Below are 13862 nucleotides of genomic sequence, written 5' to 3' on the forward strand. Positions count from 1 at the left end.
GCGTTACAATGATCTGCCCGCTCCGGTGGCCTGGAGCGGGCAGGTTTTTTCCATGGCAAGAGGATGGCTGTGAGCACCGCAACCCCTACTGGTTCTGCCAATGCCGCCGACAGGGCTGCGCTGGAGCGTCTGGAGCGCGCTTTGGATGAGGTCATGCTGCGTGATCGCGAGCCGCTCACGCGCAGGCTCAAGGGCCTCGAGCGACGCCTGCGGGAGGGTAAGCCGGTGGATCGCGGCCTGGCCGAGGTGGTGCGCGGCATCGAGCGTTCCGCGGCGCTGGTGGCCAGGCGCCGCGCACAGACGGTAACGCTCGACTATCCCGCCGAGCTGCCGGTAGCGGAACGGCGAGACGAGATTCTCGCCGCGCTGTGCGAGCATCAGGTGGTGGTGGTGGCCGGGGAGACCGGCTCGGGCAAGACCACCCAGCTGCCCAAGCTGTGCCTGGAGCTGGGCCTGGGACGGCGCGGTTTGATCGGCCACACCCAGCCGCGGCGGCTGGCGGCGCGCTCGGTGGCCACGCGTTTGGCCGAGGAGCTCCAGGTCCCGCTGGGCGAGCAGGTGGGCTATCAGGTGCGCTTCACCGACCAGAGTAGCGACGACACCCTGGTCAAGCTGATGACCGACGGCATCCTGCTGGCCGAGACCCGCCACGACCCGGATCTGACCCGCTACGAAGCGATCGTCATCGACGAGGCCCACGAGCGCAGTCTCAACATCGATTTCCTGCTCGGCTACCTCAAGCGGCTGCTGCCGCGGCGGCCGGAACTCAAGGTGATCATCACCTCGGCCACCATCGACGTGGCGCGCTTCGCCGAGCACTTCGCGCTGCCCGGGAAGGATGGCGTGCCCCGACCGGCGCCAGTGGTAGAGGTGTCGGGACGTACCTACCCGGTTGAGGTACGCTACCGGCCGCTGGTGCGCGAGGAGGAGGACGAGGCCGACCGCACCCTGCAGGAGGGCATTCTCCACGCGGTGGAGGAGATCGAGCAGATCGAGCGGGAAAAGCGCTGGTTCCACGGCCCGCGGGACATCCTGGTGTTCCTGCCCGGCGAGCGCGAGATTCGCGAGACTGCCGATACGCTGCGCCGCGCCGACCTCAAGGCCACCGAGATCCTGCCGCTCTACGCGCGGCTCTCCAACGCCGAGCAGAACCGCGTCTTCGCCCCCCACGCCGGACGGCGCATCGTGCTGGCCACCAACGTCGCCGAGACTTCGCTCACGGTGCCGGGCATTCGCTACGTGATCGACCCGGGGCTGGTGCGCATCAGCCGCTACAGCTATCGCTCCAAGATCCAGCGGCTGCCGGTGGAGCCGGTCAGCCAGGCCAGCGCCGACCAGCGCAAGGGGCGCTGCGGGCGCGTGGCGGAAGGGCTTTGCATCCGCCTCTACGATGAGGAGGATTTCCTCTCCCGTCCCGAATTCACCGATCCCGAGATCCGGCGCACCAACCTGGCCTCGGTGATCCTGTCGATGCTGTCGCTCAAGCTCGGCGACATCGAACGGTTCCCCTTCGTCGACCCGCCCGACTCGCGCTTCATCACCGACGGCTTCCGCCTGCTGTTCGAACTGGGTGCGGTGGACGAGAGCAATCGTCTGACGGCGATAGGGCGCAAGCTCGCCCGGCTGCCCATCGACCCGCGCCTGGCGCGCATGGTGCTGGCCGGCGCCGAGCAGGGCAGCCTGCGCGACGTGCTGGTGGTGGTCTCGGCGTTGGCGGTGCAGGACCCGCGCGACCGCCCGGCGGAGAAGCGCGAGGCCGCCGATCAGGCCCACCGCCGCTGGCACGACCCGGACTCCGACTTCGTCGCCCTGCTCAACCTGTGGCAGGGCTTCGAGGCGGCCCGTGAGGAACTCTCGGGCAACCGCCTGCGACGCTGGTGCAAGGAGCGCTACCTCAACTACCTGCGTCTGCGCGAATGGCACGACACCTTCCGCCAGCTGCGTCAGCTGCTGCGCGAGATGGAGATCGAGGTGCCGCCGCCCACGCCGCCGCCCGAGCCCGCCGGTGAAGGGGAGACCCTAGACCAGGCCCGACAGCAGGCCCGCCGGCAGAACGCCGTGCAGCTGCACAAGGCGCTGCTGCCGGGGCTGCTCTCGCATCTGGGCATGCTCACCGAAAACCGCGAATACCTGGGCGCACGTAACCGCAAGTTCGTCATCCACCCCGGCTCCGGGCTGGCCAAGAAAGCGCCCAAGTGGCTGATGGCCTTCGAGCTGGTGGAGACCACCCGGCTGTTCGCGCGAACGGTGGCCAGGATCGAGCCGCAGTGGATCGAACCCGTGGCCGGGCATCTGGTCAAGCGCAGCCATAGCGAACCCCACTGGGAGATGAAGCGTGCCCAGGTGGTGGCCAAGGAGCAGGTCACCCTGTTCGGTCTGCCCATCGTCAGCGGGCGCAGCGTGCACTATGGGCCGATTGCGCCGCAGGAGTCGCGCGAACTGTTCATCCGCCGCGCGCTGGTGGAGGGGAATTTCCGCACCAAGGGTGAGTTCTTCGACTACAATCGCGCTCTGGTGGAGGAGGTCGAGGAGCTGGAGGATCGCGCCCGCAAGCGCGACATTCTGGTCGACGAGGAGACGCTGTTCGCCTTCTACGACGAGCGCATCCCCGAGGATATCGTCAACGGCAAGGGCTTCGAGGCGTGGCGCAGCAAGGCCGAGGCCAAGGATCCCGCCATCCTCAAGTTCGACCGCGCCGCGCTGCTGGCCCGGGAGGCCGCGGAGGTCACCCAGGCTCAGTACCCCGATGAGCTGGTGCTCGGTGGAGTGCGTTATCCGCTTGCCTACCGCTTCGAACCCGGCGCGCCGGACGACGGCGTGACGCTGACGGTGCCGGCGGCAATGCTGCCGCAGCTGCCGCGGGCACGGCTCGAGTGGCTGGTGCCGGGGCTGCTGCGCGAGAAGTGCATCGCCCTGCTCAAGTCGCTGCCCAAGTCGATCCGCCGCCAGGTGGTGCCGATTCCCGACTGGGTCGACGCGGCGCTGGAGACTCTCACGCCCGACGACGTGCCGCTCAGCGAGGCGCTGGGGGAGTTTCTGCGCCGCCGCACCGGGGTGCGCGTGCACCCCGACGATTGGCGCTACGACCAGCTCGAGCCCCACCTGATCATGAACGTGCGTGTCGTGAATCATGAAGGCAAGGAGCTTGGCCAGGGGCGTGACGTGCGCGAGCTGGAGCGACGCTTCGAGGCGGCAGCGGGCGAGGGTGCCCGGGCGCTGGCGGCCGAAGTCAGCGACGCACCGGACGTCGCCGGGCTACCCGACACCCCGCTGCCCGCGTCGCGGGTGACCACTCAGGTGGGTATCCGGGTCGAAGCGTATCCGGCGCTGGTGCCGGAAGGAGACGCCTTCCGCATCGAGCTGTTCGATCACCCCGGCAAGGCCGAGCAGGCCCATCGCCGCGGCGTGGTGCGGCTGGCCATGACCCGCCTGCCCGAGCAGGTACGTGTCATCCAGCAGCTCAAGGGGCTTGACGCTTGCGCCCTGCTGTTCACCAAGGTGGGCAGCAAGCGGGTCCTGGTCGACGACGTGGTCGAAGCAGTCTTCGCCCGTAGCATGGGCATGGCACCGTTGCCGCGCAGCAACGCCGAGCTCGACGCTCGCCTCGCTGCGACCCGCGGCGAACTGGTGCCCACTGCCGAAGCGCTGGTTGCCACGCTCAAGCGAGCGTTGGAAGGCCACCTGGCCGTGACCAAGGCGCTGAAGGGCAACCTGAACCTGGCGCTGGCCTTGGTATACAGTGATTTGAAGGCGCAGATGCAGCGGTTGGTGCACCCCGGCTTCGTGAGCGAAGCCGGGGAATGGCTTGAGGAATACCCGCGTTACATGGAGGCGGCCCTGATTCGCCTGGAGAAAGCCCCGCGCGAGCGCATGCGCGATCAGATGCACATGCAGGAGGTGCAGGACTTCGAGGCGCGCCTGGCCGCGCGCCGTGAGAGTCAGCGCCGCGGTGGCCACGAGGATCCCGAGCTGGTGGAATTCGGCTGGTGGATCGAGGAACTGCGGGTGTCGCTGTTCGCCCAGCAGTTGGGCACCCGCATGCCGGTTTCCGTCAAGCGCCTCGAGCGACGCTGGACGGAACTGACAGGACACGGTCAAGGTGGGGCCTGACCCGCCGATAAACGAGACATGAGGCATCGGTTCGCCGATGCCAGCCAGCGGTCAGCAGGCCGCATGAGGGAGAAACTGATGACAGACGTCGTGATTACCGGTACGGGACTCTTCACGCCGGAGCACGCCATCGACAACGATGCGCTGGTCGCCTCGTTCAACGCCTGGGTGGATATCGAGAACGAACGCCATGCCGCCGCCATCGCGGCCGGCGAGCGCGAACCGCTGGCATATTCGAGCAGCGAGTTCATCGTCAAGGCATCGGGGATCCACAGTCGCTACGTGCTGGATGCCGAGGGCATTCTCGACCCCGAGCGCATGCGTCCGCGTCTGCCCCAGCGCAGCAACGACGAACCCTCCATCCAGTGTGAGATGGGGCTTGCGGCCGCGACCCAGGCCCTCGCGGCCGCCGGTGTCGAGGCCGGTGACATCGACATGGTGATCGTCGCCTGTTCCAACCTGGAGCGCCCCTATCCGGCGGTAGCGGTGGAACTGCAGGCGGCGCTGGGCACCACCGGGCATGCGTTCGACATGAACGTGGCCTGCAGTTCGGCGACCTTCGCCATCGACCTGGCGGCAGGCGCCATTCGCGGCGGCAACGTCAAGCGCGCGCTGGTGGTCAATCCCGAGATCTGCTCGGCCCACCTCAACTTCCGCGACCGCGACAGCCATTTCATCTTCGGCGATGCCTGCACCGCGATCGTGCTGGAGAGTGCCGAGCTGGCCACCGCCGAGAGTCGCTTCGAGATCCTCGGGACGCGCCTGGCCACTCGCTTCTCCAATGCCATTCGCAACAATGCCGGCTTCCTCAATCGTGTCACCGACAGCGACCCGCTGGCCAGCGACAAGCTGTTCGTGCAAGAGGGGCGGCGGGTGTTCAAGGAGGTCTGTCCCATGGTGGCGGCCATGATCAGCGATCATCTGGCCAGCCTCGACCTGTCCGGCGACGACCTTGCGCGCCTGTGGCTGCACCAGGCCAACCACCATATGAACGACCTGATCGCCCGGCGGGTACTGGGCCACGATCCCGAACCCGGACAGGCACCGATCATCCTCGATCGCTATGCCAACACCAGCTCCGCGGGTTCGATCATTGCCTTCCATCTGCACCGTGACGACCTGACCTCGGGCGACATAGGGGTGGTCTGCTCGTTCGGCGCCGGGTACAGTGCCGGCTGCGTGGTGGTGCGCCGGCTGTGACGCACCCCCTATGAGAATCTTCAGGAGACGTAGCCGATGGTCGTGAAGCAGACCGGCTTTTTCACACGGGCCCTGGTCGCCATGTCGCTGTTGGCCATGCTGGCGGGCTGTGCCGGACGGGTGGCGGTGGAGGATCGCCATCCCGACGACCCCTGGGAGGGTTTCAATCGCCGGGTGTTCGCCTTCAACGAGGCGGTCGACCGGGCCGTACTGCGGCCGGTAGCGCGCGGCTACCGCACCGTCACGCCACAGCCGGTGCAGACCGGGGTCGGCAACTTCTTCTCCAACCTCGGCGAGATCCGCACCGCGCTCAACAGCCTGCTGCAGGGCAAGCCGGCCAACGCCGGTCTCGCGACCTCGCGCTTCGTGATCAACTCCACGGTGGGTATTGCCGGTCTGTGGGACTTCGCCACCCATATGGGCATCACCGTACAGGACGAGGATTTCGGCCAGACCCTGGGCGTCTGGGGGGTATCGGAGGGGCCTTACCTGGTGTTGCCGTTCCTGGGCCCCAGCACGGTAAGGGACACCGCCGGCCTGCCGCTGGATACGGTGACCTATCCGCTCTACTACGTGGAAGACGACAAGGTGCGCTATGGCCTGACCGCGCTGCGTGTCGTCGACGTGCGCGCAGGCTTCCTCGATCAGGAGGAGTTGATCCGGGGGGACCGCTATGTCTTCATACGCGATGCTTACCTGCAGCGTAGACGCTTCGAAGTCAGCGACGGCGAGCTGGGCGACGACCCGTTCGCCAGCGATGAGTTCGACTTCGATTTCGATGACGCCGACTTCGACGATGCCTTCGAAGAACCCGAGAGCGACGATGCCGATATCGCCGATTGAGGTCTGAGCCGATGGATCTACCCAAGCCGTTGATTGGCGTTCTCGACGAGCCCGGTGCCTACCGGGACGCCCTGGCGGAGACCATCGCCCGGGACGGCCTGGCGGTGTTCGCCGCCGAGCGCCTCGAGGATCTGCCCAAGGAGACGGTCTTGGTGGTGGCCCATGCTCAGGCGATTCCCAGTCTGGCCTGGTCGAGCCTGACCGAGCGCTTGCCCACCGTGGTGGTGAGCGACTCGCGGCTCGATGCCGATCTGCTGACCGCCGTCGACGTGGGCCTGGTGGATTACGTGGTCGAGCCGATGCGTCATGGGCAGCTGTTGCGACGCATGATCCGCAAGGCCATCGAGCTACGGCGGTTGGAAGATCAGCGCAAGCACGACCGCGAGCGACTCGCCCAGCTCAACGCGCACCTGGAAGAGTTGAACGAGAGCCTGGAGACGCACCTGGCGCTGCTGCGACTCGACCAGCAGGCCGGTGGGCAGATTCAGCGCAAGCTGCTGCCGCCTCACCCGCAGACCATCGAAGGGGTGACCTGCGATTACTGGCTGATTCCCTCGCTCTACCTGTCGGGAGATTTCCTCGATTTCCAGCGTCTGGACGATCGTCACATTCTTTTCTATTTTGCCGACGTGTCCGGTCACGGCGCCTCTTCCGCGTTCGTCACCGTGCTGCTCAAGTATCTGTTCAACCGCTGGTTGGCGGCCTGGGAGGCGGGCCAGCCGGCAGAGATGCCGGCGCGTTGGCTGGCGTCGCTCAACCGGGAATTGTTGGACACCGGGATCGGCAAGCACGCCACCCTGTTCGTTGGTGTCATTGACCGGCAGACCCGCGAGCTTCACTATTCGCTTGGCGCCCAACTGCCGAAGCCGCTGTTGGTAGCCGACGGGACGGTGAGCGAGCTGCCCGGTGAGGGTATGCCGGTGGGTCTGTTTCCGGACGTGGAGTATCCACGTTTGACGTATACGCTACCGTCGAACTTCCGGTTATGGTTGTGTTCGGATGGAATACTGGAGTGCCTGCCGGGCGAAACGCTCGACACGCGGCTCAGGGAACTCGAGCAACGTGTTTTGAACTGTGCGACGTTGGAGCGGCTTCGCGACAGCCTGATGCTGGACACTCCCCGCGACATCGATGCCGAAGGGGATGGCGGCGGACAGGAACTGCCCGATGACCTGACGATCATGATGTTGAGCGGATTTGGCAATGATCACGAATGAAGGCCGCGTCAAGGCGGCGTTCGACTCTGGTGTCTTCGTGCTCAAGCTGTGCGGTGACGTACGCTTGACGCTCTGCGCGACCCTCGACAGTCAGGCTCAGCAGCTGGCCCGAACGCCGGGGCTGCAGTCGCTGATAATCGACCTGCGCGAGGCCACCAACGTGGACTCCACCGCTCTGGGCTTCCTGGCCAAGGTCGCCATGGCGGTCAAGGACCACATCCTCTACAAGCCCACCATCGTGGTGGATAACCCCGATGTGCAGCGCATGCTCGAAGTGATGGGCTTCGCTCAGTTCTTCGCCATGGTGAAAGCGCCGCTGACTGAAACCTGTGAGCTGTGCGAGCTACCTGAAATTCCCGCCGACATGGAAGAGATGCGCAAGCGCATCCTGGAAGCGCACCGCATCCTGATGCGCATGAACGAGCACAACCGGGAAGAGTTTCAACCGCTGGTGGAAATGCTCGAGGCGCAGGAGACCTCACACTCCCACAAGGATTGAGCTTCCCAGGGGCTGCCCAGACAGGACCAAGCCCCCAGGATAGACCCGCCTGCGGCCGGCATGGCGTCGCTGCCATGCCAACCGCACCCATCGTCGTCAAGCCGCTGCTCAGCCTTGACGCAGCTCGCCCAGCAGTTTCTCCAGCTTGCGCTGATCGTCGGCGAACTTGCGGATCCCCTCGGCCAGCTTCTCCGTGGCCATGGCGTCTTCGTTCATCGCCCAGCGGAACTCGGCTTCGTCCTGAGGCTCGGGCGGCGACGTCTCGGCGTCGACCGGCGACAGGCGGCGCTCGAGCCGGTCTTGGCGCTCTGCCAGCTCGCTGAGCAGGGCAGGCGAGATGGTCAGGCGGTCGCAGCCGGCCAGGGCCAGGATCTCACCGGTGTTGCGGAAGCTGGCGCCCATCACGATGGTCTTGTAGCCGTGCCCCTTGTAGTGCTCGTAGATGCGCTTGACCGACTTCACGCCGGGGTCGTTGTCGCCGCTGAAGTCGGCATCCGGCCATTTCTCGCGATTCCAGTCGAGGATGCGGCCGACGAAAGGCGAGACCAGGGTCACCCCGGCATCGGCGCAGGCCTGGGCCTGGGCGAAGCTGAACAGCAGGGTCAAGTTGCAGTGGATACCCTCGCGCTCGAGCTGGCGGGCGGCGCGAATGCCCTCCCAGGTCGAGGCGATCTTGATCAGGATGCGCTCGGCCCCGATGCCGTGGCGCTCGTAACGTTCGATCAGTGAGCGGGCGCGGGCCAGGGTCGCCTCGGTATCGAAGGAGAGCCGGGCGCTGACCTCGGTGGAGACGTAGCCGGGCACGAGACCGCTGATCTCGCTGCCGATCTCCACCGCCACGGCGTCCAGCGCATCGTCGATGTCGGTGGCCTGCCGGGCGATCTCTGCCAGCCGCTCGCGTCGGCCCTCATGCTGGGCTGCCTGCAGAATCAAGGTGGGATTGGTGGTCGCATCGGTGGGGGCAAAACGACGAATGGCATCGATGTCGCCGGTGTCGGCCACGACGGTACTCATCGTCTTGAGTTGGGTAAGCAGATCCTCGGCCATGGGACTCCCTTCGTCGGCGTGATGGTGTCATGTCACTTTAACAAGGCGGCGCTGCTTTCTGTACCCCGCAGGTGGGGTGGAGCATTGATGACGCGAGGCTGCCAGACATCGGCATGAAGGACAGGCTCGGACTCTGGAAGACTTTCCTGGGCTGCAGTGATGCGGAAGCGGCCGGCGTGGGCCTGCATGTGCTCGGCCTTCTCGCGCAGTGCGTGGGCACTTTGGGTAGAGAGAATCACCAACTGCTGGTTGTCCAGGGTTACCCTGGTCATGTCGTCCATGGCCTGGTTGAGCTGCGCGATGCCGTCATGCTGCTGATGTGACGCGCGTTCGATGTCCTCCATCAGTCGGTTGACTTCGTCGATTGCCTGCACGATCTCCGTCATGCCCTGATTGGCGTGGCTCGAGAGTTCGTTACCACGCCGAGTGCTGTTGCGGGAGGCGCCGAGAAGGTCGCGAATGCGGTGGGCGGCCTCGGCACTGCGAGAGGCCAGCGAGCGCACCTCGCCGGCAACGACGCCGAAGCCACGGCCCTGGTCGCCGGCCCGGGCGGCCTCCACCGATGCATTGAGCGCCAGGATGTTGGTCTGGAAAGCGATCGAGTCGATCAGGTCTACGATTGAGTTGACCTGGGTCGCGTGCTCGTGGATCTCTTCCATCGTCCTGATGAAGCGCTGCATCACGACTTCTCCCTGCTGCGCCTTGTCGAGAGCCGTATTGGTCAGTGTTCTGACCTGGTTGGCGCTTTCGGCATTGTCCGCCACGTTGTCGGTCAGCTCACGCAGGTGCGAGGCGGTCTTTTCGAGGGCTGCGCCCTGCTGGCGAGTGCGTACGGCAAGCGACTGGTTGCTCTGCGCCAATCGCTCGGCGCTGTCGAAGACGTGATGGCTGGTGTCGTGCAGATGGCTAACCGTCTCTACCAGCGATTGCTGCATGCCCGAAAGTTCGTGGAAGAGCTGTCTGATCTCCTTGAAGCCGCTGGCCACGACAGGCTCGGTCAGGTTGCCCTTGGCGATGGTGCGGAAATGGACTACGACGTTCTGCAGCGGGGTAAGAACGCAGCGCTGACCCAGCCAGGCCATGAGAACCAGGACGACGAGGGTCAGAGCGAGACCGGAGGTCAGCAGCCAGGTGAACAGCTGGGCCTGACCTTCCGCATGGTGCAGCAGCGCCACACCCTGTTGGTCGGCCAAGGCATAGAAGTGCCGCGCGCTCTCGGTCAGGGCTTGGCTGTTATCCACGGCTTCCAGGGTCAACTGCCGGTAGGCGCTGCGATCGCCTGCTCGTATGGCCATGAGCTGTTGCTGCATCGTTTCGATCAGCCTCGTGGCGTCAGCGTCGAGGGTATCGCGCAAGGCGCCATGCGGCGTAGAGCGTGTAGCTTCGAGGAAGGAAGTAAGGCTAGTCGTCATTTCTTCGAGTTCGGCTTCTATCGCTTGCAGAGCCGCCAACGGGTCACCCAAGGAGGGGCGCAGCTGTCGCTCCAGGGCGCGGTCCATGCGATTGAGCCCCTCGAGGCTGGCGATATGCATGCGGTTGAGCGTCGAAGCCTGCTCTACGTTGATCCGTTCGAGCGCGGCAAGGTCGAGCCGGCTCTGCTGCATCACTTTCCAGGTCAGCGAAGCGAAAGCCAGCAGCAGCAGGGTTACCAGGCTCAGCATGGCAAGGCTGGTTTGACGGATGGAGAGGTTCTGAAGGCGCGTCACATGGTGCTCCCTGAAGACGTCTGATCGAATTCAGGGAAAGGGTAAAGCGCTAATATTACATTTCATGACAAAGGCGGCTTCGCTTCGAGGCGATCTTCCCCAAGCATGCTAGTATCATTAGCGACCTATCTTTCTGCCATTCGAGCATAGGGAGTTGCCTTGACCCTGACGCCTGGAAGAGTCTCTCTGCTGGTTGCTATCAATACCGCGCTGGCTCCCTTTGCCATCGATGCCTATTTGCCGGCCATGGGCGTGCTGGCGGCCAGCATCGGGGCCAGCATTCACCATACCGAGCTCTCGATCAGCGTGTTCATGGCCGGCTTCGCCATCGGCCAGCTGCTGTTCGGCCCGGTGTCAGACCGCCTGGGGCGCAAGCCGGTGCTGCTGTCGGGGCTGGTGGTGTTCCTGCTGGCCAGCCTGATGCTGGCCACGGTCGGCACCCTGACGGAGCTGCTGGCATGGCGTTTCGTGCAGGCTCTGGGCGGTGGGGCCTGCGTGGTCAATTCGGCAGCCATCGTGCGCGACTGTTTCAGCGGCAAGCAGGCGGCGAGCGTCATCTCCACCATGGCGATGATCATGATGCTGGCGCCGTTGGTGGCGCCGCTGTTCGGTAGTGCCTTGTTATATTTGTCCGGCTGGCGCGTGATCTTCGTCTTCCTGGCGGGCTACGCGGCGTTTCTGCTGTGGCTGATGTCCACCCAACTGCCCGAGACGCGCGATCCGAATCAGCCTGTGGCATCCTTTCCTCAGGTATTGCGCAACTACGTCAGCGTGGTGCGCCATCGAGAGGGGTTGGGCTACATCTTCGCGGTGTCGGCCTCGTTTGGCGGCCTGTTCGCCTTCGTCACCGCGTCGCCCTTCGTCTACATGGAGCACTTCGGCCTGTCGCCGGCCGTCTATCCCTTCGTGCTGGGGGCCAACGTGATCTTCATCGCGCTTTCCAATCGGCTCAACATCCACCTGTTGAAGTCGCGTACGCCGCTGCAGAATCTCTACCTGGGACTCGCCATCCAACTGGTGGCGGCGGGTAGCCTGGTGACGACCGTACTGACCGGGATGGCCTCGCTGCCGATGGTAGTGGCCCTGGTGATGCTCTATTCAGGCATGATCGGGCTGATCTCGCCCAATGCCATGGCGCTGCTGCTGGATCACTTCGGCCACATGAGCGCCACGGCCACGGCGCTGATGGGGGCGGCCAAGTTCAGCTCCGCGGCGCTGGCGGGGGTGATGGTAGGCGCCTTCGAGATCGAGAGCCTGTGGCCCATGGTACTGACCATGCTGGTGGCCTCGCTGTTCGGCAACGTCATGCTGTCGCGGCTGGCCGGGCGCCCCGTGCATGCCTGACGCCTTCCTTCTGTGGCTCGACATGGCGCCGATCACCTGGCTCGGCTGTGCCCTGGTATTGGCCCTGGGCGCCTTCGTGCAGCGCGCCACCGGCTTCGGTCTGGCGGTGGTCGGTGCACCCTTGCTGCTGATGCTCGAGCCGCGCCTGGTGCCGGTGATCCTGGTGCTGTTCGGTTTCACCGTGTCGTTGATGACGGTGCGTCACTACCGTCACGAGGTGCGGATCGGCGAGATCGGCATGGCGTTGATTGGGCGTCTTCCCGGCAATGCCCTGGGCCTGTGGCTGCTGCTTGCCGCCCCGATGGTGCTGCTGGAAAAGCTGATCGCCTTCAGCGTGCTGTTCGCCGTGGCGGTGACGCTGTTTCGCCTGCGCCTGCCGGTCAACCGCGCAAGCCTGTTCGGCGCCGGCGTGGTCTCGGGCATCTTCGGCACCGTGGCCGCCATCGGTGGGCCGCCCATGGTGCTGCTGATGCACGGCCTGTCGCCGGATCGGCTGCGCGGCAATCTGTCGGCGTTCTTCATCATCACCGCCAGCCTGACGCTGGTGACCCTGGTGTTGGCCGGTCAGGTACGCCTGTGGCACCTGGGGCTGGCGCTCACCTTCCTGCCGGCGGTACTGGCCGGCAACGCCCTGGCCGATCGTATCGCCCACAAGCTAGACCGGCGCCGCCTGCAGGGCGCTTCACTCGCCTTGTGTACGCTGGCGGCACTGGGCCTTCTGCTGTAATTCGTTACGATCCGTTCACGTGTCATCTTTCTGCAATCAATCGTCTCCAGAATCACTTCTGCGAATGGCCCTCGGGCCAAGACGACACTGCCAGGCCGTGGGGTCTGTCGGATCAAAACGCAGAGAGGATCGTGAAGATGAGCTTCAAGAAGAGCACGCTGAGCATGGCGATCGCCGCTTCCCTCGCCGTCGGTCTGTCGACCGCCGCCCAGGCCCGCGACACCATCCAGATCGCCGGTTCCTCCACCGTGCTGCCGTTTGCCAGCATCGTTGCCGAGGAGTTCGGTGCTTCCTTCCCGCAGTTCAACACCCCGGTGGTGGGTTCCGGTGGCTCCGGTGGCGGCCTGCGCCAGTTCTGTCAGGGCGTCGGCGAGAACACCATCGACATCGCCAATTCCTCACGCGCCATTCGTTCCGGCGAGCTCGAGAACTGCGCTGCCAACGGCGTCAACGAGGTGCTCGAGGTCATGTTCGGCTATGACGGCATCGTCTTCGCCTCGCGCGCCGACCGCGGTGAGTTCGCTCTGACCCCGCAGCACGTCTTCGCCGCTGCCGCCGCCCAGATCCCCCAGGACGGCCAGCTGGTCGCCAACCCCTATACCCGCTGGTCCGAGATCGACGCCGATCTGCCCGACCAGGAGATCGTGCTGGTCATCCCGGCCTCCAACCACGGCACGCGTGAGGTCTTCGAGGAGAAGGTGCTGCACGCCGGCTGCGACAGTTACGCCGAGATCGAGGGCGATGCCTGCAACAACCTGCGCGGCGACGGTCGCATCATCGAGATCGCCGGCGACTACACCGAGACCCTGGCGCGACTGGATGCCCAGGCCGATGCGGTGGGCGTCTTCGGTCTGAGCTTCTATGACCAGAACCGTGACCGTCTGCAGGTGGCCACCGTCGACGGCGTGACGCCGAGCCTGGAGACCATCGGCTCCGGCGAGTATCCGGTATCGCGTCCGCTGTTCTTCTACGTCAAGGGGGAGCACCTCGACGTGATTCCCGGCCTGGCCGAGTACACCGAGTTCTTCCTCAGCGATGCCATCTCCGGCTTCGGCAGCCCGCTGGAGGATGCCGGTCTGATTCCGATGGACGACGACGAACGTGCCCAGGCGCTGGAGCAGTTCCAGGCGCGCACCGTGGTTTCCGCCGAGTAACACGGGAGCCGTAAC

At 65.3% G+C, this 13862-nt stretch carries 10 protein-coding genes; 8 read left to right on the forward strand and 2 right to left on the reverse strand.

Translation table 11 applies throughout. The features are described from left to right. Positions 1–63 precede the first annotated feature (63 nt). The 5 genes from hrpA (at position 64) to C4S71_RS11695 (ending at position 7869) form a co-directional block, all read left to right on the forward strand. Complete coding sequence (gene hrpA / locus C4S71_RS11675; protein WP_200825285.1) at positions 64–4110, forward strand: ATP-dependent RNA helicase HrpA; 4047 nt, start codon at positions 64–66, stop codon at positions 4108–4110. 78 nt (positions 4111–4188) lie between these two features. Continuing rightward, complete coding sequence (locus tag C4S71_RS11680) at positions 4189–5310, forward strand: beta-ketoacyl-ACP synthase III (RefSeq protein WP_086508419.1); 1122 nt, start codon at positions 4189–4191, stop codon at positions 5308–5310. A 36-nt stretch (positions 5311–5346) separates the two neighbouring features. Then, on the forward strand, positions 5347–6153 hold the full coding sequence (locus tag C4S71_RS11685) for an MlaA family lipoprotein (RefSeq protein ID WP_103969224.1): 807 nt from the start codon (positions 5347–5349) through the stop codon (positions 6151–6153). Between the two features lie 11 nt (positions 6154–6164). Continuing rightward, on the forward strand, positions 6165–7370 hold the full coding sequence (locus tag C4S71_RS11690; protein WP_086508417.1) for a PP2C family protein-serine/threonine phosphatase: 1206 nt from the start codon (positions 6165–6167) through the stop codon (positions 7368–7370). Continuing rightward, positions 7357–7869, forward strand: coding sequence for an STAS domain-containing protein (locus tag C4S71_RS11695; RefSeq protein WP_086508416.1), 513 nt, complete (start codon positions 7357–7359; stop codon positions 7867–7869). Before C4S71_RS11690 ends, C4S71_RS11695 begins: the two co-directional genes overlap by 14 nt. Before the next feature lie 108 nt (positions 7870–7977). Here C4S71_RS11695 and tal read toward each other — a convergent pair whose 3' ends face one another. After that, positions 7978–8916, reverse strand: a complete 939-nt coding sequence (gene tal, locus C4S71_RS11700) for a transaldolase (RefSeq protein WP_103969225.1) — start codon at positions 8914–8916, stop codon at positions 7978–7980. Between the two features lie 32 nt (positions 8917–8948). Continuing rightward, positions 8949–10622: a methyl-accepting chemotaxis protein gene (locus C4S71_RS11705; RefSeq protein ID WP_235014348.1), complete on the reverse strand. Its 1674-nt coding sequence runs from the start codon at positions 10620–10622 to the stop codon at positions 8949–8951. Between the two features lie 159 nt (positions 10623–10781). Here C4S71_RS11705 and C4S71_RS11710 point away from each other — a divergent pair, with 159 nt between their 5' ends. From C4S71_RS11710 to C4S71_RS11720, 3 genes are all read left to right on the forward strand, one after another. Continuing rightward, positions 10782–11966 carry a multidrug effflux MFS transporter gene (locus C4S71_RS11710; RefSeq protein WP_103969226.1) on the forward strand — a complete coding sequence of 395 codons (1185 nt, stop codon included), beginning with the start codon at positions 10782–10784 and terminating at the stop codon, positions 11964–11966. Further along, a complete protein-coding gene (locus tag C4S71_RS11715; RefSeq protein WP_103969227.1) occupies positions 11959–12693 on the forward strand; it encodes a sulfite exporter TauE/SafE family protein in 735 nt (244 codons plus the stop codon). The genes C4S71_RS11710 and C4S71_RS11715 overlap by 8 nt, the downstream gene beginning before the upstream one ends. 137 nt (positions 12694–12830) lie before the next feature. Beyond that, positions 12831–13847 (forward strand): substrate-binding domain-containing protein, encoded by a 1017-nt coding sequence (locus C4S71_RS11720; RefSeq protein ID WP_086508412.1) that lies wholly within the window; start codon positions 12831–12833, stop codon positions 13845–13847. Positions 13848–13862 lie beyond the last annotated feature (15 nt).

It is taken from the genome of Billgrantia desiderata (genome assembly GCF_900108215.1).
Classification (GTDB): domain Bacteria; phylum Pseudomonadota; class Gammaproteobacteria; order Pseudomonadales; family Halomonadaceae; genus Halomonas; species Halomonas desiderata.

Coding starts and splice junctions, on each gene's coding strand:
- C4S71_RS11720 (WP_086508412.1), top strand. CDS start 12,831: ATGAGCTTCAAGAAGAGCACGCTGAGCATGGCGATCGCCGCTTCCCTC.
- C4S71_RS11680 (WP_086508419.1), top strand. CDS start 4,189: ATGACAGACGTCGTGATTACCGGTACGGGACTCTTCACGCCGGAGCAC.
- hrpA (WP_200825285.1), top strand. CDS start 64: ATGGCTGTGAGCACCGCAACCCCTACTGGTTCTGCCAATGCCGCCGAC.
- tal (WP_103969225.1), bottom strand. CDS start 8,916: ATGGCCGAGGATCTGCTTACCCAACTCAAGACGATGAGTACCGTCGTG.
- C4S71_RS11715 (WP_103969227.1), top strand. CDS start 11,959: ATGCCTGACGCCTTCCTTCTGTGGCTCGACATGGCGCCGATCACCTGG.
- C4S71_RS11690 (WP_086508417.1), top strand. CDS start 6,165: ATGGATCTACCCAAGCCGTTGATTGGCGTTCTCGACGAGCCCGGTGCC.
- C4S71_RS11685 (WP_103969224.1), top strand. CDS start 5,347: ATGGTCGTGAAGCAGACCGGCTTTTTCACACGGGCCCTGGTCGCCATG.
- C4S71_RS11695 (WP_086508416.1), top strand. CDS start 7,357: ATGATCACGAATGAAGGCCGCGTCAAGGCGGCGTTCGACTCTGGTGTC.